Here is a 21,335-nt window from a genome sequence, read left to right on the forward strand (position 1 = left end):
GGCTTCATCGTTCGACTTGCATGTGTTAAGCACGCCGCCAGCGTTCGTCCTGAGCCAGGATCAAACTCTCCGTGAATGTTTACCGGTAATCCGGTTAGCACGCACGAGAGCGGTGCGAGAGGAGGAATAGTCCCCTCACACTCAGCGTCCTCGCTGTGTTTTTCAAAGGAACCTCGTCCCAGCTGATGCTGGAGACGGGGTATCAACATATCTGGCGTTGATTTTTGGCACGCTGTTGAGTTCTCAAGGAACGGTCACTTCCTTTGTACTCACCCTCTCGGGCTTTCCTCCGGGCTTCCCTTCGGTGTTTCCGACTCTATCAGATCTTTTCTCGATCCGATTTCCTCGGTGCTTTCCAGGTTCTCGCTTTCGCGTTTCCCTTTCCGGCGGTTCCGACTTTATCAGAAGTTCTTGGCCGGTCTGACCGGCCGCTCATTTCTGAGTAGTTAAGTCGGGGATGCTTCTCAGAGTCACAGTCGCGACACCTTTGGAAGCAGATAGATTCTAAACGATCAGCCCTGAGCTTGTCCAGCTCCGGGCAACTCATTGAATCTACCTCCCCACTCCACCCGTGTCAACGGGTTTTGCGGGGCGAAGAGGAGACTAGCAGCTCACAGACCCCGGACGCACATCAGGCGGCCGTCGGGAGGGTCGTGCTGCGTTCGGCCGCTTCGAGGTCGCCCGTCTCACCGGCGCGTACCGCGCGGCCGCCCAGGACGTAGACGTACGCCAGGAAGGCCACCTCGGCCGCGACCCCTATGCCGATGCGGGCCCAGGTGGGCAGGCCGGACGGGGTGACAAAGCCTTCGATGGCGCCGGACACGAACAGGACCAGTGCGAGGCCTATAGCCATCCCCACGGCGGCCCGGCCTTCCTCGGCCAGTGCGGTGCGGCGGCTTCGGGGGCCCGGGTCGATGACGGTCCAGCCGAGGCGGAGGCCGGTGCCTGCGGCGACGAAGACCGCGGTCAGTTCGAGCAGCCCGTGCGGGAGGATCAGACCCAGGAAGGTGTCGAGGCGGCCGGCGGAGGACATCAGGCCGATGCCGACGCCCAGGTTGAGCATGTTCTCGAAAAGGATCCAGAGCACGGGCAGACCGAGGAAGACGCCCAGGACCAGGCACATCGCGGCGGCCCGGGCGTTGTTCGTCCACACCTGCGCGGCGAAGGAGGCCGCCGGGTGGCTCGAGTAATAGGTCTCGTACTCACCGCCGGGACGGGTCAGCTCGCGCAGCTGGCTGGGGGCCGCGATGGTCGACTGCACCTCCGGGTGGGTGCCTATCCACCAGCCCAGGAGGATCGCGATGGCGGTGGAGACGAGCGCGGTGGGCACCCACCAGTGGCGTGCGCGGTAGACCGCTGCGGGGAAACCCTGGCCTAGGAAGCGCGTGACGTCGCGCCATGAGGCGCGACGGGTTCCGGTGACGGCGCTGCGCGCGCGTGCCACGAGCTGGCTGAGCCGTCCGGTCAGCTGTGGATCGGGGGCGCTGGACTGGATGAGCGACAGGTGGGTGGCGGTGCGCTGGTAGAGAGCGACCAGTTCGTCGGCCTCGGCGCCGTTGAGGCGGCGCTGGCGGCGGAGCAGGGCGTCGAGGCGGTCCCATTCGGCTCGGTGTGCGGAGACGAAGACGTCCAGGTCCATCGGGTCTGCCTGCTCCTCGGCTGGTCGTCCACTGCTCTTGGTGGAGGCTCGTGATGCTGTCAGCTTGTCCTACTGGGGCGCGATGCGCCCTCAGCTTGGCAGACTTGCGCTGCACGGGGCAGACCAGGGGAAGGACGGCGGGCGTGAGTGAGCTGGTGACCGGCGAGGCGGTGGCGCTGGAACTGCGCCCGGCCAAGCTGCCGAGCAGGGCGTTGGCGGTGCTGCTCGACCTGGTCGTGGCAGTGCTCGTGTACATGGGCGTGACCATCGCGCTGGTGGCCGCGACTTCGTCGTTGGACGAGGCGGCCCAGCTCGCGGTGTCGATCGCGACCTTCATGTTGGTGCTGGTCGGCGGTCCGATCGCGGTGGAGACGCTCAGTCATGGGCGCTCGCTCGGGAAGCTGGCGTTCGGGCTGCGGGTGGTGCGCGACGACGGTGGGCCCATCCGGTTCCGGCACGCGCTGGTGCGGGGCTCGATCGGTGTGGTCGAGATCCTGATGACGTTCGGGATCGTGGCCTGCATCGCCTCGCTGGTGTCGGCGCGGGGCCGGCGGCTCGGGGACGTCTTCGCGGGCACCCTGGTCGTACGCGAGCGGATTCCCGTGGGGCGGGCCGGCTTCGTGCCTCCGCCTCCGCCGGAGCTCGCGGGGCGGTTCGCCGAGCTGGACCTGTCGGCCGTGCCGGACGGGCTGTGGCTCGCCGTGCGGCAGTACCTGACGCGGATGCAGCAGCTCGATCCTCAGGTGTCCTGGGACATGGGCCGGCGGCTCGCGGCCGATCTCGCGGCCCGTACCGGGGCTCCGGCACCGCAGGGTGTGCACCCGGCCGCCTTCCTGGCGGCTGTGGTCCATGAGAGGCAGGCTCGCGACGCGCGGCAGGCCTTCGGGGGCCCGGGTCCCGTGGTGCCCGGGGGTGCGCCCGCCGGCTTCGTGCCCGGCGCGCCCGGTGGTGCTGTGCCCGGTGGCTATGCTCCGCCGGTGCCTCAGGCGCCCGCGGCGAACGGGTATCAGCAGCAGGCGCCGGTGTGGCCGCAGAATCCCGGTCAGCCCGGCCCGTCCCAGGCGCCCGTCCGGCCGCAGTCCCAGGCTCCGGTCGTACCGCCCCCCTCGGCGCAGCGGGGCGAGACCCCGTCCGAGCGGCCGGCCGAGGGTTCCGGTTCCACCGGGTTCGCTCCGCCCGCATAGCCGGCCTCTCCGCCGGCTCGGCGGCGTCGGCTCAGTCGAATCTCGACGGCGGTGACTGGAGGTCCTCCAGCTCGATTCCGGGCGCGGACAGGACCACGTCCCCGGCGATGTGCACGGTGTGCTGTTCGCCCGTGTCCAGGGCTGTGACCTGGTATTCGTCCACGGTCAGGGGGGCGTTGTCAGTGGCGTGTGCTTCGCTGTTCACCAAGGCCCAGGACTGGTCCATGGTGCGGGGGGCGAGGACCGGGTCCGTGAAGGCCACGAGGCGCACGCGGGTGGCGGCGGACGAGGGGGTGAGGCGCAGCAGCCGGGCGGTGGCGACGAGGAACGCGGGGGACGTGCCGGTGAAGGCGTGGGCGCGCACATTGCCTTCGGTGGCATGGGCTCCGGTGGGGTCGGTGCGGACCCAGGTGACGCCGTCGAGGGCGGCGCCGCGTACCTGCCAGCCCCCCGCGTGGAGTTCGAGGCGGATGGGGCGGCCGAGGTCGTCCAGGGCTAGGTCGACCGAGCCGCTGTGGTCTCCCGCGGGGGTGGTCAGCCGGGAGACGTAGCGCCAGCCGGACGGGCCGGGGGCGCACTGGAAGTGCTCTTCTGCGAGAGGGGTGTGATCGTGCGGATCGTGGAGCGAATAGCGGCCGCGGGGCATGGGGGTCCTGGGGCTCGACGGGCGGGTCCGGCCTGAGGCCAAAGGGGCAGGCCCCCGGCACGGGGGTGCGGGGGCCTGCCTCGGAGGTACTGGCTGCGGACCTACGGACTCAGTAGCGGTAGTGGTCCGACTTGTACGGGCCGTCGACCTCCACGCCGATGTAGGCGGCCTGCTCGGGGCGCAGCTGGGTGAGCTTCACGCCGAGCGCGTCCAGGTGGAGACGGGCGACCTTCTCGTCGAGGTGCTTGGGCAGCGTGTAGACGCCGGTCGGGTACTCGTCGGGCTTGGTGAACAGCTCGATCTGGGCCAGGGTCTGGTCCGCGAAGGAGTTGGACATCACGAACGACGGGTGACCGGTGGCGTTGCCCAGGTTCAGCAGGCGGCCCTCGGACAGCAAGATGATCTTCTTGCCGTCCGGGAACGTCCAGGTGTGGACCTGCGGCTTGACCTCATCCTTGACGATGCCGGGGACCTTGGCGAGGCCGGCCATGTCGATCTCGTTGTCGAAGTGGCCGATGTTGCCGACGATGGCCTGGTGCTTCATCTTGGCCATGTCCGAGGCCATGATGATGTCCTTGTTGCCGGTCGTGGTGATGAAGATGTCGGCCTTGTCGATGACCTCGTCGAGGGTCGTGACCTGGTAGCCGTCCATCGCCGCCTGCAGGGCGCAGATCGGGTCGATCTCGGTGACGATCACCCGGGCGCCCTGGCCGCGCAGGGACTCCGCGCAGCCCTTGCCGACGTCGCCGTAGCCGCAGACGACGGCGGTCTTGCCGCCGATCAGGACGTCGGTGGCGCGGTTGATGCCGTCGACCAGGGAGTGGCGGCAGCCGTACTTGTTGTCGAACTTCGACTTGGTGACGGCGTCGTTGACGTTGATCGCCGGGAACAGCAGGACGCCGTCGCGCTGCATCTCGTACAGGCGGTGGACGCCGGTCGTGGTCTCCTCGGTCACGCCGCGGATCTCGGAGGCCAGCTGGGTCCACTTCTGCGAACCGTCCGTGATGGTGCGGTGCAGGAGTTCGAGGATGACGCGGTGCTCGTCGGACTCGGCGGTCTCCAGACCGGGGACCTTGCCGTCCTTCTCGTACTCGACGCCCTTGTGGACGAGGAGGGTGGCGTCACCGCCGTCGTCCAGGATCATGTTCGGGCCGCCGGTGGGGCTGTCCGGCCAGGTCAGCGCCTGCTCGGTGCACCACCAGTACTCCTCCAGGGTCTCGCCCTTCCAGGCGAAGACCGGGATGCCCTGCGGGTTGTCGGGCGTGCCGTTCGGGCCGACGGCGATGGCGGCGGCCGCGTGGTCCTGGGTGGAGAAGATGTTGCAGGACGCCCAGCGGACCTGCGCGCCCAGGGCGACGAGGGTCTCGATGAGCACGGCGGTCTGCACGGTCATGTGCAGGGAGCCGGTGACACGGGCGCCGGCGAGGGGCTGCGCCTCGGCGTATTCCTTGCGGATCGCCATGAGGCCAGGCATCTCGTGCTCGGCGAGGGTGATCTCCTTGCGGCCGAACTCGGCCAGGGAGAGGTCTGCGACCTTGAAGTCCTGTCGGCTGTCGACAGTCGTCATTGCGAGCTGCTCCTCGGGGTTGGGTCGAGGTGGGTACGGCTGGTCTGCGCGGCGGCGGACACAGGTGTGCCCGTGAAAGAGGCACAGGCATGCCCACGTACGCGCAGCGCAGTCCGTCGGAGGCCCTCTCTCCCTCGGCCGGTCCGCAGGGGGACCGCCCGACCGCCATCAGCAGCGACGTCTGGCTCCGTCCCAAGCTACACCGGAGGTCCGGGTCGTCCCCAGTCCGCATGCGAACAGTTCAGGTCGTTCCGGGGACGTGGCCGGGGGCCGGAGCGGGGTTTCGCGGGATGGCGGGCAGGGGGCGAAAGCGCGTGGGCGGAAGGCCTCAGACGGGTATGACCTGCGGCTTTCGCACCTTTGAGTCGAGGGTTGGGTGCTCGCCTGCCAGGTCTGCGCCGGCTTCTCTCCTGGCCGGGGAAGAATTACCGCGCCCCGAGTCCGCGGCGAGCGGGACTCGGGGGGCAGGACTCTCAGTGACCGACCGGGTGCGGGGTCGGCCCGCCAGGGGTCGCCGCCGGGTCCGGCCCCTTGGCGGCCTCGGCCTCGTTGTAGATGTCCGGCTCCAGGTAGATGACCCGGGCGATGGGGACGGCGGCGCGGATGCGGGCCTCGGCCGCGTTGATGGCCTTCGCGACCTCGGCGGCCGTGTCGTCGTGCTGGACGGCGATCTTGGCGGCGATCAGCAGCTCCTCGGGGCCGAGGTGCAGCGTGCGCATGTGGATGATGCCGGTGACGGTGTCGCCGTCGACGATCGCGGCCTCGATCTTCTTGACCTCGTCGATGCCCGCGGCCTCGCCGAGCAGCAGCGACTTGGTCTCGGCGGCCAGGACCAGGGCGATCAGGACGAGCAGGACACCGATGCAGACGGTGCCGATGCCGTCCCAGACGCCGTTGCCGGTGAGCAGGGCGAGGCCGACACCGCCGAGGGCGAGGACCAGACCGATGAGCGCTCCGAAGTCCTCCAGCAGGACCACGGGCAACTCGGGCGCCTTGGCGCGGCGGATGAACTGCGACCAGGAGAGCTTGCCCCGCAGTTCGTTCGACTCCTTTATGGCCGTACGGAACGAGAAGCCCTCGGCGATGATCGCGAACACGAGGACGCCCACCGGCCAGTACCAGTGCTCGACCTCGTGCGGGTGCAGGATCTTCTCGTAGCCCTCGTAGATGGCGAACATGCCGCCGACGGAGAACAGGACGATCGAGACGAGGAAGGCGTAGATGTACCGCTCGCGGCCGTAGCCGAAGGGGTGCTGCGGAGTCGCCTCGCGCTGGGCCTTCTTGCCGCCGATCAGGAGCAGGAACTGGTTCCCCGAGTCGGCGAGCGAGTGGACGCCCTCGGCGAGCATCGACGAGGAGCCGCTGAACGCGAACGCCACGAACTTCGATGCCGCGATCGCGAGGTTGGCGCCGAGTGCCGCCACGATCGCCCTGGTACCGCCTGACGCGCTCATGTGTACGCGTAGTCCCTTCGCCCTCGTCCGTCCACGCCGTCCGGGCGTGTGCCCGGCTTTGCCCGTGCTTTGCCGGTGGGCCATTCTTGCAGCCCGCCCGGGCGGCGACGCCTCAGGTGTCCACAGCCATGGTCATACGATCACGGTGGCGCGGAAGACCGTGCCCGTGCCGGACACCTCGGCTTTCTCGTCGGCGGGGACGAAGACCGACTGGCCGGGGGCCAGTTCGTGTTCGCCCGCCCGGACGCGACCGGCCGTGCAGAGCAGGATCTGCGGGGTGTTCAGGGTGAGGTCGTGGGTGGTGCCGCCCTCGGGGAGCACGTACCGGGAGAGCCGGAACTCGTCGATCGGCGTCTCGTAGACCTCCTCGCCGTCCGGGGAGGCCTCGGGGCGCAGCACGCCCGGGTCGCCTGCCTCGAAGCGGACGACGCGCAGGAGTTCGGGGACGTCGACGTGCTTGGGGGTCAGGCCGCAGCGCAGGACGTTGTCGGAGGTCGCCATGGCCTCGACGCCCAGGCCGTTGAGGTATGCGTGCGGGATTCCGGCGCCGAGGAACAGGGCCTCGCCGGGCTGCAGGCGGACGTAGTTGAGCAGCATCGCCGCGATGACGCCGGGGTCGCCGGGGTAGTGGTGGGCGATGTCGGCGTAGGGCGCGTAGTCGCCGCCGAGACGGGTGCAGGCGGCGGTGGCCTCGGCGACCGTGTGGGCCATCTCCTCCGGGTCGGCGCTGAGGATCGCCGTGAGGACCTCGCGCAGGGCCGCCTCCTCCGGGTGGGCGTGCAGCAGGTCGACGTACGGCTTGAGGGAGTCGACGCCGAGGCCGTCGAGCAAGTCGGCCGTCCGGACCGGGTCCCGGAAGCCGCACAGGCCGTCGAACTCGGTCAGCGCGCAGATCATTTCCGGCTTGTGGTTGGCGTCCCGGTAGTTGCGGTTCGGGGCGTCGACGGGGATGCCGCGCCGCTCCTCGTCGGCGTAGCCCTCCTTGGCCTGTGCCAGATCGGGGTGCACCTGGAGGGAGAGGGGGGCACCGGCGGCGAGGATCTTGAACAGGAAGGGCAGATGGGGGCCGAACTTGGCGACCGTCTCCGCTCCCAGTTCCTTCTCCGGGTCGGCGGCGATGACCTCGACGAGCGTCCCGCGCTCAGTGCGCGAGGGGGCACCCGGGTGCGCTCCCATCCACATCTCCGCCTGCGGTTCGCCGGTCGGCTCCACGCCGAGCAGGTGCGGGATGGCGGTGGTGGAACCCCAGGCGTAGGGGCGGACGGTGTTGTCGAGGCGGTCCATGTGGTTTCTCTGTCTCCGTTACATATGCTGCTCGGCCGACGCCGTCGCCGGTCCCGCCCCGGTGGTGGGCGCGGGCCGGACGGCCTGGAGCAAGGTCAGGCCCCGGAAGCGAGCGCCAGGTAAACGGCGGCGAAATCCGTGATGGCGATCAGTTCCGCGAGGGTCTCCAGATCGCCGCCCTCCTCCGGTTCCAGCTCGCTGATCGGTGTGTCGTGGCTGAGGGCCAGGTCGCGGGCGCCGGGAGCGGCGGTGAGGCCACCGCTGGGGCGGTCGCGGAGCAGCACCACGCGCGCGTGCAGTGCGGGCGTCTCCTCCACGCGGTCGCGGAAGAAGTCCTCGGGGTCGGCGCTGGCCGCGAGGGGACCGGCCAGCAGGGCGCTGTGGGCGGCGAGTGCCTCGGGGAGCTCGGCGACCACGGCGGGGCGGCCGGCCAGCTCGGCGAGTGCGGCGGAGAACCTGCGGCCCGCGGGCCCGGCCGAGCTGCCCTCCGTCCAGACGACGGGCAGCGCGTCGGCGAGCTCGGCGGCCAGGGTCTTGGCCGGGTTGCTGTAGGTCGCGATGGCCGGGCCGCAGCGTTCGGCGATGTGGTCCAGGCGGTCGGCGACCTTCTCCAGGGCGTCCGGCCCGGCGGTGAGCAGGCCGATGTGGTCGAGGAGGCCCAGCAGCGGGGTGAGCAGCGCCCAGAAGACGCCCGAGGAGGACGCGGCGAGGGGTTCTTCCTGGTCGTACGGCGTTGTCGCCATCGGTACGAACAGGCCGTGCGCGCCGGCCATCGCCTCGGCGAGCGGGGTGCCTGCGGGGGCCACGGCGACGACCGAGGCGCCGCGGCGGTAGGCCTGCTCGGCGAGCATGGAGAGGCTGGGTTCGGTGCCGTCCGGGGTGGCGATCAGCAGCAGGTCCACGGAGCCGGCCCAGCCCGGGAGCTCCCAGCGCAGGGCGCCCGCGGCCGGGGCCACGCCGGTCGGGGCCAATCGGGTGACGGGGCTGCCGGGGCCGGCGAGGCTGCTGATGAAGTCGGCCGTGTGGGTGGCGGCTGCTCCGGGGCCCGCGATCAGGACGGCGCGGGGCCGGCCGTCGGGCTTGAGGTCGCGGAGACCGGCCTCGATGGCGTGCCGGGCCGCGGTGCGGACGCGGGCGCCGGCTTCCGCCGCGCCGCGGAGGAGGCCTCGTCGGTCGGCCTCGGCGAGGCCCTCCGGGGCGTCGAGCAGCGATTCGTCGAGCATGGGCGGCAGCCTCCGATCGCCGGGGTCCTGTGCAGGGGGTCGAGCGCGGGGGTGGGCGCCTCGCCGTTGCGGGGCGGTGGGCCTCTTACGCGGGGCGGCGGGCCTCGTCGACGAGCAGGACCGGGATGCCGTCGCGGACGGGGTACGCCAGACCGCAGTCCTGGCCGGTGCAGATCAGCTCGGTGTCCTGCTCCTTGAGGGGGGCGTGGCAGGCGGGGCAGGCGAGGATCTCCAGGAGGCCGGCTTCGAGCGGCATGGGGTTTCCCTTCGGGAGTGGACGGCTTTGCCGATGTTCGGTCAGCGTACCGCTGGTGGGTGGGTTGAGCTGGGCTTGCGTGCCGCCCAGGGGACGCTGCCCCCTGGGCCCATGGATTTTTCCCACCTGCCCACCCGTCTCGGGCGGCCGGGAAGCGCGGTCCCGGTGGTGCGGCTCGCGCGGCCCGGCAGGGGGTCAGGCCCTGATGATCGCCAGTGCCTCGTCGCGGATCCTGGCCATCGTTGCCTCGTCCTTCGCCTCCGCGTTCAGGCGGAGGAGGGGCTCCGTGTTGGACGGGCGGACGTTGAACCACCAGTCGGCGGCGGAGACCGTGAGGCCGTCGAGGTCGTCGAGGGTGATGCCGGGGCGGCCCTCGTGGGCGGCGCGGATCGCGGCGAGGCGGGCGCCCTGGTCGGCGACCGTGGAGTTGATCTCGCCGGAGCCCGCGTAGCGGTCGTACTGGGCGACGAGGGCGGACAGGGGGCCGTCCTGGCCGCCGAGGGCCGCGAGGACGTGCAGGGCCGCCAGCATGCCCGTGTCGGCGTTCCAGAAGTCCTTGAAGTAGTAGTGGGCGGAGTGCTCGCCGCCGAAGATCGCGCCGGAGCGGGCCATCTCGGCCTTGATGAAGGAGTGGCCGACGCGGGTGCGGACCGGGGTGCCGCCGTTCTCCTGCACCACCTCCGGGACCGTGCGGGAGGTGATCAGGTTGTGGATGACCGTGCCCCTGCCGCCGTTGCGGGCCAGCTCTCGGACGGCGACCAGCGCGGTGATCGCCGACGGGGAGACCGGGTCGCCGTTCTCGTCCACGACGAAGCAGCGGTCGGCGTCGCCGTCGAAGGCGATGCCCAGGTCGGCGCCTTCCTCCGGGACCCGCTTCTGCAGGTCCACGATGTTGGCCGGGTCGAGCGGGTTGGCCTCGTGGTTCGGGAAGGTGCCGTCCAGTTCGAAGTACATCGGGACGAGGGTCAGGGGCAGGCCGGCGAAGACCGTGGGGACCGTGTGGCCTCCCATGCCGTTGCCGGCGTCGACCACGACCTTCAGGGGGCGGATGGCGGTCAGGTCGACGAGGGAGCGGAGGTACGTCGCGTAATCCTCCAACGTCTCGCGCGTGGTGAGGGTTCCCGGCTCGGCGACCGGTGCGGGGGCGCCCGACTCCAGCCAGCGCTCGGCCAGTTCACGGATCTGCGCGAGACCGGTGTCCTGACCGACGGGGGCGGCGCCCGCGCGGCACATCTTGATCCCGTTGTACTGCGCCGGGTTGTGGGAGGCCGTGAACATCGCGCCCGGGAGGTTCAGCTCGCCGGAGGCGTAGTACAGCTGGTCCGTGGAGCACAGGCCGATCTCGGTGACGTCCACGCCGCGGTCCGCCGCGCCGCGCGCGAAGGCACGGGACAGGGCCGGGGACGAGGGGCGCATGTCGTGCCCGACGACGATCGCCGCCGCACCCGTCACCTCGGCGAAGGCGGCACCGAAGAGGCCGGCCAGCGACTCGTCCCACTGGTCCGGGACCACTCCGCGTACGTCGTACGCCTTCACGATCTGCGACAGATCAGCAGCCACGGCCAACCCTCCTGAAAGTCCTATGGGTGACCACAAACTACCCGTCAGGGGTAAGGGGTGGGTGTGTGGACACCAAGTGGACCCTGAGGTGCCTCCGAGCCGTAACGCGGGGCGGGAGCGGTGTGGAGTGGTACCCGGGGGCCGACTGCCGTCGGGCGGGGCTCAGTTGTCCGGGGAACGCAGGACCCGCAGGTGGCCGCGGCGGGCGACCTCCATGGGGTCCGCGGTACGGCCGCCGCCGCCCGCCTGGGCCGCGCGCTCCTGGGGGCGGGCCGCCTCGCGCACGGCGTTGGCGAGCGCTTCGAGATCGTCGCCGCTGGGCCGTGCCGGAGCGGAGCCGTCGAGGAGGCGGACGACCTCCCAGCCGCGGGGGGCGGTAAGGCGCTCGGAGTGCTCGGCGCACAGGTCGTAGCAGTGGGGTTCGGCGTAGGTGGCGAGCGGGCCGAGGACCGCGGTCGAGTCGGCGTAGACGTACGTCAGCGTCGCGACGGCGGGTCGGCCGCAGGCGGTTCGCGAACAGCGACGTACAGGGCTCACGACGTTGGACGGTACCGCACTCTTGAGCGGGCCGCGACGACTCTCCACCAGGTCACTCCACCGTGTCGTGCTGTGAGACGCCCCACACGCCCCTCCGAACGCGCCCTTCTGACCTGCGGGGACAGGCCTGTTGGAGATGCCGGCCGGGAATCCGTCCGGTCATGAGTCGGTACAAACAACGTCAATTGCCTTGAGTTTGGCGGTCTTGGAGGGTTACGGAAACGAGCCAGACCTTGGCCGGAATGGTCATCCTGCGACATCGGGTGTCGATGGCCCGTTGCCGTGCGGCCGGAGTCCGGTTGCCGCGTGGGTGCCGGGCGGGGGGAGCGTCCGGGGACTACGCTTCACCAGTGATGGACAACCGTGTACCGCCCCGCGCCACCGGCCCCGGGCCCCGTCGACGTGATCGTCACGGGCGAGGCATGAGGGGACCTGTCGCGCCGCCGCAGGTGCCGTTGGCGGCCAGCCGTGCCGAGGTGTTCGCGGACCTGGTGCAGGACTCCGTGGAGCGCCTCGAGCGGCGGTGGCCGCAGCTGGCCGACATCGACTTCCTGGTGCTCGAGGTGCCCCGGCTGGAGCGCCGGGACACCGAGGCGTGGAGCGACGAGGCCGTGCCGTTGGGCGGGATCATCCCCGCGCGGGACGGGCGGCGGGCCCGGGTCGTGGTGTACCGGCGGCCGGTGGAGATCCGGACCAAGGGGCGGGACGAGCGGGCCGCGCTGGTGCACGAGGTGGTCGTGGAGCAGGTGGCCGAGCTGTTGGGGCTGACTCCGGAGACCGTTGATCCCCGCTACGGGGAGGACTAGCCGGCTCCTCCGGTCGCCCGATGCCGCGGCCGGCCGGGGCCGGCTTCGCCCCGGCCCCGCTCCTGACCGGCTACTTCTGCAGTACCGACAAGTCCTCGTCCGCCTCCGGTACCGCCACCAGACCCCGGTCACTCGGAAGCGTCTGGATGGTGAAGCCCGGGATGCCGGATTCCGTGGCCGAGAGGGTTCGGGCGGCGTAGAGGGGGGCGTCGGAGGTGGGTTCCACCGTGAGGGCGTACGTACCCTTCATGCCTGAGGGGACGGGGGCCGAAATGTCCTGTGTGGTGCCCGACTTGACCGTGTAGGTCTTCGTCACCGGGGAGCCGCCCTCGCTGCCCGCCGAGGCGGTGACCTTGACCGTGACCGTCGCGGTGGGCGCGGTCAGCGAGAGGGTCGAGGACTTGCCGCTGTTGTCCGCCGACGTCGCGCGCGTGCCGACGGGGGCCGTGGCGGGGATGAACGCCGTCTCCTGCTTGGCGCCCTTGCCGCGGATCACGCGCAGTGCCGCCACCACCGGGACCGACTGGTCCGTGGGCGTCAGCACCAGGGAGCCCGCCTCGCCGCGGGTGACGTCGCCGAGGTCGGCCGCGGTGGTCATACCGGACTTGACGTGCAGAGTCTCGTTCCCGGCCGGGGTGATCAGGCCGTCGGGCGAGGCCAGGCGGACCTTCAGGTCCGCGTCGGCGTCGCCGGGCGTGAAGGCGATCAGACGGACGTCGGTGGCGTCCTTCGGGATGCCGGGCAGGACCAGGCTGCCGGCCGGGTCGGCGGCCGCCGCCAGCCAGTCGCCGCCCACCTTGTCGTCCAGGGCCTGTACCGCCGCGCCGACCCGGCCGCTGCGCACGTTGACGTGCACCGTCAGATCGGTCTGCTGCTCGTCGGTGAGGGTGGACAGGAGGATGGGCTTGCTCGAGTGCGGGGGGATCGTGAAGCCGTCCGGCACCGTGGACTTGATCGCACCGCCCTTGCCGTACAGCTCGATGTCGACGACCGCGGCGGAGTCGTCCGGGTTGGTGAGGTGCACGTAGTCGGTGCGGTCGGTGGTCGTGCTGGCGCCCGGGAACCAGAACTCGGTGTCCGGGGCGGTGCAGTTGACGCCCTGGAGGCCGCGGCCGGTGCCCGCGGCGACCTCGGTGGTCTCCTGGACGGTCCAGCCCGGCGCGAACTTCCCGTCGGCGGTGCCGATCAGCGCGGGCGCGTCGGCGCCGGAGGTGTCACCGGTGACCGGTGTGCCGGGTTCCTTCGGGGTGAGGACCGGCTTCTCGGCCTTCTTCTTGGTGTCCTTGCCGGTCTTGGTGCCGCTCGTGCCGTCCGCCGACTGCTCGGTGGCCGCCTGGAGTTCGGCCTTGCCGCCGCTCGCCGCGCCCTTGGTGACGGGTGTGAACGACGTGTACGACGTGTCGGCGATGTCGGAGAGGCTGGGCGCGGGGCACACCAGGCCGGCGCGCTCCACGGGCAGTTCGGCGGCCGCCTTGGCGGTGCTCGCGCCGGACGCGGACGGTGAGTCGAGCGCGGCGAAGGCGGTGACGGCGGCCAGTGCGGTCGTGCCGGCGATCAGGGACAGGGTCGTGCGGTTCACTGCTGGCTCCCGTCGGGGCGCTCGCTGCCGGTGCCGTAGGGGTGCTGGGCCTGGTCGTAGCCCTGCTGGTACGCCGTCGGGTCGTACGGCATCTGCCCGTCCGTACCGCCGTAGGCGTAGGGGTCGTACTGGCCGTTCTGGTAGGGGTCGGGCTGGTACGCCTGCTGGTCGTAGCCGCCGGCCGGGTACTGGCCCGCGCCCTGGTACTGGTCGGTGCCGTAGCCGGTGTACTCGGCGCCCTGGTAGGCCGCGGCGTCCCAGTCGGCGTACTCCTGCTGGTGCGGGACGGCGGCCGGGGCCTCCTCCGGGACGGGAGGCACGCCGGGCTGTTCCTGGTCGGCCGCTTCCTCGGCCTGGGCGCGCAGGCGGCGGGCGCGGCGGCCCTCGCCCGTGGCGGCCTGGGCGGGCAGCGGCTGCTCCTCGGGGAGGTCGTCGTCGATGTCTCGGCGGCGGCCGGGCAGGGCGAGGACGACGAGGACGACGGCGAGCGCGCCCTGGGTCCACAGCCAGGCGGTGTGGGTGACCGGGGCGTCGTAGGTGACGTCGAGCCTGCCGCCGGTGGAGGGCAGCTGGAAGCCCTGGGCCCAGCCGTCGACCGTGGTGCGGGTGAGCGGCCTGCCGTCCAGGGTGGCCGTCCAGCCGTCGGACGCGGCGTCGGCCAGGCGCAGGACGCGGCTGCCCGAGCCCGAGGGGACGGTGGTGTGGATGTCCACCGGCCCGGCGGCGACCGGCTGGGCGGCGCCGGAGCCGCCCGCGGACACGATGGTGGCGCGGGAGACCTGCTGGTCGACCCGCCACAGGGCGCTGCCGTTCTGCTGGCTGAGCCTGCTCAGGCCGTGCGTGGCGTCCAGGACGCGGGTGACCTCGCGGGGTGCGCCCTTGTGGACGAGGACGTAGCGGACCGCGAAGCCGCCGAGCTGGCCCGCCTGGTCGGCGCCGGAGCCGGCGACGAGGTTGGCGACGACCTTGTCGAGCTTGGTGTTCTCGCCGTCGGCGGCGGCGAGTTCGGCGTCGCCCAGGCGGGCGCCGGAGCCGCGGACGAGGGTGTAGCGCACGCGCGCGGTGGAGTCGCTGTCGAGGATCAGGGTGCGGGCCTGGTCGTCGGTGGTGGCGTCCTCGGCGACGAACGCGGGGACCTGCACCGGGTCGCGGCGCTCCAGCGGGCCGTCGGCGCCGCGGATCATCCAGCCGGAGGCGACCAGGAGCGGGCCCGCGGCCGAGGCGAAGGCGATGAGGGCGGCGACCGGCTGGCGCCAGCCGAAGCTCTGCTCGGCCACGCGCGCGCGTGCCCCGTCGGCGCCGAGCGCGGCGGCGGCCAGCAGGGCGATGCCGTAGACGAGGGTGGCGGGTCCGGCCCAGGTGGAGTGGTTGGACAGGACGGCGAAGACGAGGCCGACCAGGGCGACCGCCCAGGCGGTCCGGATGCCCAACTGGCGTTCGGAGCGCAGGAGTGCGGCCAGGGCGGCGAGGACGATGCCGATGAGCATCAGGCCGTGGACGGTGCCGGGGCCGCCGGGGCTCGCGCCGAGCAGGTCGAGAGCGGTGGCGGACGAGGAGCCGTACTCCAGGCCCGCCTCCTTGAAGAAGCCCGTCGGGAGCAGGGTGAGCGACCAGGGGGCGAGGACCAGCAGCGGGGTGCCGAGCTGGGCGACGAAGCGCAGGCCGTGGGCGACGAGGTCGCCGCGGCGCACGACCAGCACGCCGAGGCCGAGGAACAGGGCGATGGGCCAGACGATCGGCGTGAACGCGGTGGTGACCGTCAGCAGCAGCGCGTACGCCCAGGTGGCCCGCCAGCTGCCGCGCGCGCCGGAGGCATGGGCGAGGCCGCTCGCGGCGATGCCCGCGCGTGCGATGAGCGGCAGCAGCACGGCGAGGACGGCGGTGCCGATGCGGCCGCCGGCCAGGGCGCCGGTGGCGGCGGGCAGGAAGGCGTAGGCGACGGCCGCCCAGGCGCGCAGCAGGCGGGAGGTGACGAGGGGCCGGGAGGCGAAGTAGGCGGTGAGGCCGGCCAGCGGCACCGAGCAGATCAGCAGGACGGTGACCGCGAGTCCGGCGGAGCCGAACAGGAGCGACGCGAGCGCCGCCACGACGGCGAGGTAGGGCGGTGCGGACGGGGTGCCGCCGGCGCCGACCGGGTGCCAGCTGTCCGCGAAGCGGGACCAGAGGTCGCCGGCGTCGGCCGGGGCGGGCAGCAGGGCGCCGCCCGCGAGCGCGCCGCCGCCGAGCAGGGCACGGCAGGCGGCGAGGGAGACCAGGAGCAGGGCCAGGAAGAGCACCGGGCCGGGCTTGCGGGCGATCCGCTTGAGCCGGGCGAACTGCTCGATCTCCAGGAATTCGGCGTCGTCGCCGCCAGGACCCGACTCCACGGCGCCGCCGTGCCGGCCGGCCGAGGCGGTGTCGGTGTCGGAGCCGCCGGAGAAGTTGCCGGCGATCTGTTCCACGGTGGCGCGGACGGTGGCGCCGGGCGGCGGGAAGAGCTGGCGCAGTTCGCCCTTGTCGATCTGGGAGGGTCCGCGGCGGCGCCGTCCGGCGAGGATCCGCTCGGGCCGCAGCAGGGTGCCGAGCAGACCGCGGATCTCGTCGACGGCCTGTCCCGGGACCTTGCCGACGAGGTAGGCGACGGTCCGCAGCAGGGTGCCGAGGACGAGTCGCAGCAGCACCCAGGGCAGCACGGCGGCGCGGTTGTTGACGAGGAGCGTGTAGACGGCGCCGGCCTTGTCGACCTTGTGCGGGGAGGCGGCGGTGCGGCCCACACAGTCGACGGTACGGCGCTCGCGGGAGGCCGCCTCGGCGTGCCGTACGACCGCCTCGGGGGCGATGAGGACGCGGTGGCCGGCCCGGTGGGCGCGCCAGCACAGGTCGACGTCGTCGCGCATCAGGGGCAGCCGGCGGTCGAACCCGCCGAGCTGTTCGAAGACGTCGCGGCGGACGAGCATGCCGGCGGTGGAGACGGACAGCACGGTGCGGACGTGGTCGTGCTGGCCCTGGTCCTGTTCGCGGCGGTCCAGACCGGTCCAGCGGCGGCCGGAGTTGGCGATGGAGACGCCGACCTCCAGCAGTTGCCTGCGGTCGTACCAGCCGCGCAGCTTGGGGCCGACGACCGCCACGTCGTCGCGGCCCAGTTCGATCTCGTTCTCGACGACGCGGAGCAGCTGGGCGAGGGCGTCGGGTTCGGGTGCGCAGTCGTCGTGCAGCAGCCACAGCCACTGGACGGGCTCGCCGTGCGGCAGTTCGGGCATGTCGTAGGCGTCGTCGCGCCACGAGCGGGTGACCGGGTCCCAGCCACTGGGGCGCTTGAGGTACGACAGCTCGTCCGGGCCGAGGACGGGGACGGTGCGGCACGCCTCCTCGACGGCCTGGCCGAAGCCGGTGCGCCGGGCGAGGTGCACCACGCGGTCGTCGCCGAGGGCCTCGGTGACCAGCTGGGCGGAGGAGTCCGCGCTGCCGGTGTCGGCCGCCACCGCGTACTGGACGGGGCGCTCCTGGCCGAGCAGCCCGGCGAGCGCGTCGGGCAGCCAGCGGGCGCCGTCGTGGGAGACGAGGACCGCGGTCACCACATGACGCGGGAACTCAGGAGTGGCGGCCTGCTCTTGGGCTGCCGTATGGCTGTGCACGGACATCGAGGTACGGGCCCCGGTTCGATGGACTGCGGTGGACGCCTGTGCCCACGGGGGGCAGCGGGGCGTCTCGGACGAGCGCCCACACTATCGGCTGGCCATGACGACGGCCCGCCGCCTGTGGATAACCCTCGGGCAACGGGCCGTTAGTCCAGTTTGTGTGCGTTCGCGCCTTCAGATGGCGGCCTTCTTCAGGCGGCGGCGCTCACGCTCGGACAGGCCGCCCCAGATGCCGAAGCGCTCGTCGTTGGCGAGGGCGTACTCAAGACATTCGGAGCGCACCTCGCAGGCGAGGCAGACCTTCTTCGCCTCTCTGGTGGAGCCGCCCTTCTCGGGGAAGAAGGACTCGGGGTCGGTCTGGGCGCACAGCGCGCGCTCCTGCCAGCCGAGTTCCTCGTCCGCGTCGTCGACCAGCAGTTGCTGCACCAGCTCGGTCATGTGCGCCCCTCGTCTGTCTTTCGCGTCCCCGTGTGTAGCCGTTACCGATTTCGGCTGAACGACACGAGTGAAATTACAAGTGTGCTGCTCCGGGCGAGTCAAGCCGAGATCTGCTATTGAGCCCGTTATTCACTCTGCGGAACCAAGGCCGTGCGGAAAGTGTTCAAATCGGCATAAACCTTGCCACGCAAGCGAGGCCCAGAGGGGCGGCGGACCCCGTACAAACCTCTGTACGAAGAAGGACGCCCTCGCGTTCGATCGAGTTCCGCGAGACTGGAGCGGTCGGTTGTGCGCCATGTGTCCTCGGGGCCGGGTGAACAAACCTTTCACCTGACGGATGAACCGGATGAGGTGAAACGTGTCCCACATCCCGGGCGCCGAGTTGACAGTGCGGGTGTGAACCGCTGTCCTAGGGGGCATGCTCGCGAACTTGGCACTCACCTCGACCCGCACCGCCGGGTCCTTCGGTGCTGCCCGGGTCCGCTGTAGCTGTTGTTGCTGTCCCAGCTGTTGAGCCCGACGCGCTCCGGCTGTCGCCGAGTCCTGTGACCCGGCCGTTTTCTCCTTCGCAGAACCCCCCGTTCAGGGCACCCGCTCTTCCGCTCTTCCGCCGAGGAATCACAGCATCCCTATGAACAGCGACAGCGACCTCCAGATCGCCGGCGACATCCTCGAAGTCCCGCACCTGCTCCAGCCGCCGCGCGAGCACCCGGCCACCGTCGCCGAGTTCGCGGGCCTCGCCCGCGAGATCGCCGCCGACCGCTCCCAGTGGGCGCACCTCGTCCGCTACGACGCCACCACCCGCTGGTACCACCGGCTGCGCACGGGTCCCGGCTACGAGGTGTGGCTGCTGTCCTGGGTGCCCGGGCAGGGCAGCGGACTGCACGACCACGGCCGCTCCTCCGGTGTCCTCACCGTTCTGGAGGGCACGCTGACCGAGCGGACCGAGCGCACCACGCGCGCGCTGAAGCCCGGCACTCAGCGGGTGTTCGCGCCCGGGTACGTGCACGAGGTGGTGAACGACGCGCTGGAGCCGGCGGTGAGCCTGCACGTCTACTACCCGGGCCTGACCGAGATGCCGATGCACACGCAGCACTGCGAGGCGCGCACCGAGCCGCGCCCGGTGACCGCCTGAGCGATCGACGCGCGGCAGATCACCGGCCGACGGTCCGGCCGATGGACCATCCGGCCGATCGCCCGCCCGGCCGAATGATCGTCTGGCCGATTGACCACCTGACGCGTTGTCGTACCCGCCTGCCAGACTGGGCCCCATGCGCATTGTGGTTCTGGCAGGCGGCATCGGTGGTGCCCGGTTCCTGCGCGGTCTGAAGCAGGCCGTGCCGAACGCGGACATCACGGTGATCGGCAACACCGGTGACGACATCCACCTCTTCGGTCTGAAGGTCTGCCCGGACCTCGACACGGTGATGTACACGCTGGGCGGCGGCATCAACGAGGAACAGGGCTGGGGGCGGACCGACGAGACCTTCCACCTCAAGGAAGAACTGGCGGCCTACGGCGTCGGCCCGGACTGGTTCGGGCTCGGCGACCGGGATTTCGCCACACACATCGTGCGGACCCAGATGCTGGGCGCCGGCTTTCCGCTGAGCGCGGTCACCGAGGCGCTGTGCGACCGCTGGAAGCCGGGCGTACGGCTGATCCCGATGACCGACGACCGCGTGGAGACGCACGTGGCGGTCGAGACGGACGGCGAGCGCAGGGCGATCCACTTCCAGGAGTACTGGGTGCGGCTGCGCGCCTCGGTCCCGGCCGAGGCGGTCGTGCCGGTCGGCGCCGAGCAGGCCAAGCCCGCGCCCGGCGTCCTGGAGGCCATCGCCGAGGCGGACGTCATCCTCTTCCCGCCGTCCAACCCGGTCGTGTCCATCGGCACGATCCTCGCCGTGCCCGGCATCCGGGAGGCGATCGCCGACGCGGGCGTGCCGGTCGTGGGCCTCTCCCCCATCGTCGGTGACGCGCCCGTGCGCGGGATGGCCGACAAGGTGCTCGCCGCGGTGGGCGTGGAGTCCACGGCGGCGGCGGTCGCCGAGCACTACGGCTCCGGGCTGCTGGACGGCTGGCTGGTCGACACCGTCGACGCGGGCGTGGTCGAGCGGGTCGAGGCGGACGGGATCCGCTGCAGGGCCGTACCGCTGATGATGACCGATCTGGACACGACCGCGCAGATGGCGCGGGAGGCGCTGGCGCTCGCCGAGGAGGTACGGGGAGCGTGAGCGAGGAGCGCGCGGAGTACCGGGTCTGGGCGCTGCCCGGCATCCCCGAGGTGCAGCAGGGCGACGATCTCGCCAAGCTGATCGCCGCGACCGAACCCGGCCTGGCCGACGGGGACGTGCTGCTCGTGACGTCCAAGATCGTGTCCAAGGCCGAGGGACGGATCGTCGAGGCGGCCGACCGGGAGGCCGCGATCGACGCCGAGACCGTGCGGGTGGTGGCCCGGCGCGGCACACTGCGCATCGTCGAGAACCGGCAGGGCCTGGTCATGGCCGCCGCCGGGGTCGACGCCTCCAACACCCCGGCCGGGACCGTGCTGTTGCTGCCCGAGGACCCGGACGCCTCCGCGCGCGCGATCCGCGACGGGCTGCGCGACACCCTCGGCGTCGACGTCGGGGTGATCGTCACCGACACCTTCGGACGGCCCTGGCGCTCGGGGCTCACGGACGTCGCGATCGGCGCCGCCGGGGTGCGCGTGCTGGACGATCTGCGCGGAGGCACGGACGCGTACGGCAATCCGCTCAGCGCCACCGTCGTCGCCACCGCGGACGAACTGGCCGCCGCCGGTGACCTGGTCAAGGGCAAGGCGGCGGGACGGCCGGTCGCCGTGGTGCGCGGGCTGGCCCATGCCGTGGCCGACGAGCACGGCGAGGGGGCGCGGGCGCTGGTGCGTAGCGCGCAGGACGACATGTTCCGGCTCGGCACGTCCGAGGCCGTGCGCGAGGCGGTGGCCCAGCGCCGTACCGTGCGGGCCTTCACCGACGCCCCCGTGGACCCGGGCGCGGTCCGGCGTGCGGTGGCCGCGGCGGTGACCGCGCCCGCGCCGCACCACACCACACCCTGGCGGTTCGTGCTGCTGGAGTCGGAGGAGTCGCGGGTACGGCTGCTCGACGCGATGCGCGACGCCTGGATCGCGGATCTGCGCCGGGACGGCAAGAGCGAGGAGTCCATCGCCAAGCGGGTCCGGCGTGGGGACGTGCTGCGGCACGCGCCGTATCTGGCCGTGCCCTGCCTCGTCATGAACGGCTCGCACACCTACGGGGACCCGCGGCGGGACGGCGCCGAGCGGGAGATGTTCGTGGTCGCGGCCGGCGCGGGCGTGCAGAACTTCCTGGTGGCACTGGCCGGGGAGCGGCTGGGGTCGGCGTGGGTGTCCTCGACGATGTTCTGCCGGGACGTGGTGCGCAAGGTGCTGGGGCTGCCGGGGGACTGGGATCCGATGGGGGCGGTGGCGATCGGGAATCCGGCGGAGGAGCCGAGGCCGCGGCCCGAGCGGGACGCGGCGGCGTTCATCGAGGTGCGGTGAGGGTCCCGTA

At 71.8% G+C, this 21,335-nt stretch carries 17 protein-coding genes and 1 rRNA gene; 5 read left to right on the top strand and 13 right to left on the bottom strand.

All coding sequences use genetic code 11. The annotated features are described in order from the left end of the window. Both AC07DS_RS17605 and AC07DS_RS17610 read right to left on the bottom strand, forming a co-directional pair. A 16S ribosomal RNA gene (locus tag AC07DS_RS17605) occupies nucleotides 1-76 on the bottom strand; the annotation flags it as partial. Nucleotides 77-631: 555 nt separating this feature from the next. Continuing rightward, nucleotides 632-1,639, bottom strand: a complete 1,008-nt coding sequence (locus AC07DS_RS17610) for a stage II sporulation protein M (RefSeq protein ID WP_479146288.1) — start codon at nucleotides 1,637-1,639, stop codon at nucleotides 632-634. Nucleotides 1,640-1,782: 143 nt separating this feature from the next. Here AC07DS_RS17610 and AC07DS_RS17615 point away from each other — a divergent pair, with 143 nt between their 5' ends. After that, nucleotides 1,783-2,823, top strand: a complete 1,041-nt coding sequence (locus AC07DS_RS17615; RefSeq protein WP_479146290.1) for an RDD family protein — start codon at nucleotides 1,783-1,785, stop codon at nucleotides 2,821-2,823. Nucleotides 2,824-2,854: 31 nt separating this feature from the next. Here AC07DS_RS17615 and AC07DS_RS17620 read toward each other — a convergent pair whose 3' ends face one another. From AC07DS_RS17620 to AC07DS_RS17655, 8 genes are all read right to left on the bottom strand, one after another. After that, nucleotides 2,855-3,469, bottom strand: coding sequence for a hypothetical protein (locus AC07DS_RS17620; protein ID WP_479146292.1), 615 nt, complete (start codon nucleotides 3,467-3,469; stop codon nucleotides 2,855-2,857). Nucleotides 3,470-3,578: 109 nt separating this feature from the next. Further along, entirely contained in the window at nucleotides 3,579-5,036 is a 1,458-nt protein-coding gene (gene ahcY, locus AC07DS_RS17625) for an adenosylhomocysteinase (protein WP_479146294.1), read from the bottom strand. Nucleotides 5,037-5,509: 473 nt separating this feature from the next. Beyond that, on the bottom strand, nucleotides 5,510-6,490 hold the full coding sequence (locus AC07DS_RS17630) for a cation diffusion facilitator family transporter (protein WP_479146296.1): 981 nt from the start codon (nucleotides 6,488-6,490) through the stop codon (nucleotides 5,510-5,512). Nucleotides 6,491-6,622: 132 nt separating this feature from the next. Further along, nucleotides 6,623-7,774 (bottom strand): mannose-6-phosphate isomerase, class I, encoded by a 1,152-nt coding sequence (manA, locus tag AC07DS_RS17635; protein WP_479146298.1) that lies wholly within the window; start codon nucleotides 7,772-7,774, stop codon nucleotides 6,623-6,625. 95 nt (nucleotides 7,775-7,869) lie between these two features. Beyond that, on the bottom strand, nucleotides 7,870-8,997 hold the full coding sequence (locus tag AC07DS_RS17640) for an SIS domain-containing protein (protein ID WP_479146300.1): 1,128 nt from the start codon (nucleotides 8,995-8,997) through the stop codon (nucleotides 7,870-7,872). An 85-nt stretch (nucleotides 8,998-9,082) separates the two neighbouring features. Beyond that, on the bottom strand, nucleotides 9,083-9,253 hold the full coding sequence (locus tag AC07DS_RS17645; protein ID WP_007382472.1) for a Trm112 family protein: 171 nt from the start codon (nucleotides 9,251-9,253) through the stop codon (nucleotides 9,083-9,085). A 195-nt stretch (nucleotides 9,254-9,448) separates the two neighbouring features. Further along, the gene (locus tag AC07DS_RS17650; RefSeq protein WP_479146301.1) at nucleotides 9,449-10,813 is read right to left on the bottom strand and encodes a phosphomannomutase/phosphoglucomutase; all 1,365 of its coding nucleotides are present in this window, start codon (nucleotides 10,811-10,813) and stop codon (nucleotides 9,449-9,451) included. Nucleotides 10,814-10,975: 162 nt separating this feature from the next. Continuing rightward, nucleotides 10,976-11,398: a DUF3499 domain-containing protein gene (locus AC07DS_RS17655; protein WP_351812215.1), complete on the bottom strand. Its 423-nt coding sequence runs from the start codon at nucleotides 11,396-11,398 to the stop codon at nucleotides 10,976-10,978. A gap of 305 nt (nucleotides 11,399-11,703) precedes the next feature. Here AC07DS_RS17655 and AC07DS_RS17660 point away from each other — a divergent pair, with 305 nt between their 5' ends. Further along, complete coding sequence (locus AC07DS_RS17660) at nucleotides 11,704-12,156, top strand: metallopeptidase family protein (RefSeq protein WP_479146698.1); 453 nt, start codon at nucleotides 11,704-11,706, stop codon at nucleotides 12,154-12,156. Nucleotides 12,157-12,226: 70 nt separating this feature from the next. Here the strand turns inward: AC07DS_RS17660 and AC07DS_RS17665 are convergent, their stop codons facing one another. The 3 genes from AC07DS_RS17665 to AC07DS_RS17675 form a co-directional block, all read right to left on the bottom strand. Continuing rightward, complete coding sequence (locus AC07DS_RS17665; RefSeq protein WP_479146303.1) at nucleotides 12,227-13,735, bottom strand: DUF5719 family protein; 1,509 nt, start codon at nucleotides 13,733-13,735, stop codon at nucleotides 12,227-12,229. Continuing rightward, complete coding sequence (locus AC07DS_RS17670; protein ID WP_479146305.1) at nucleotides 13,732-17,355, bottom strand: glycosyltransferase family 2 protein; 3,624 nt, start codon at nucleotides 17,353-17,355, stop codon at nucleotides 13,732-13,734. The genes AC07DS_RS17665 and AC07DS_RS17670 overlap by 4 nt, the downstream gene beginning before the upstream one ends. Nucleotides 17,356-17,526: 171 nt before the next feature. Then, nucleotides 17,527-17,790: a WhiB family transcriptional regulator gene (locus AC07DS_RS17675; RefSeq protein WP_010986447.1), complete on the bottom strand. Its 264-nt coding sequence runs from the start codon at nucleotides 17,788-17,790 to the stop codon at nucleotides 17,527-17,529. Between the two features lie 631 nt (nucleotides 17,791-18,421). On the opposite strand from AC07DS_RS17675, the gene AC07DS_RS17680 reads away from it, so the two are divergent. The 3 genes from AC07DS_RS17680 (at nucleotide 18,422) to AC07DS_RS17690 (ending at nucleotide 21,325) form a co-directional block, all read left to right on the top strand. Beyond that, a complete protein-coding gene (locus AC07DS_RS17680; protein ID WP_479146307.1) occupies nucleotides 18,422-18,925 on the top strand; it encodes a cysteine dioxygenase in 504 nt (167 codons plus the stop codon). A gap of 136 nt (nucleotides 18,926-19,061) precedes the next feature. Continuing rightward, entirely contained in the window at nucleotides 19,062-20,021 is a 960-nt protein-coding gene (gene cofD / locus AC07DS_RS17685) for a 2-phospho-L-lactate transferase (RefSeq protein ID WP_479146309.1), read from the top strand. Next, nucleotides 20,018-21,325 carry a coenzyme F420-0:L-glutamate ligase gene (locus AC07DS_RS17690; RefSeq protein ID WP_479146311.1) on the top strand — a complete coding sequence of 436 codons (1,308 nt, stop codon included), beginning with the start codon at nucleotides 20,018-20,020 and terminating at the stop codon, nucleotides 21,323-21,325. Before cofD ends, AC07DS_RS17690 begins: the two co-directional genes overlap by 4 nt. Nucleotides 21,326-21,335: the final 10 nt, after the last annotated feature.

The organism is Streptomyces sp. NPDC044064 (assembly GCF_056434245.1).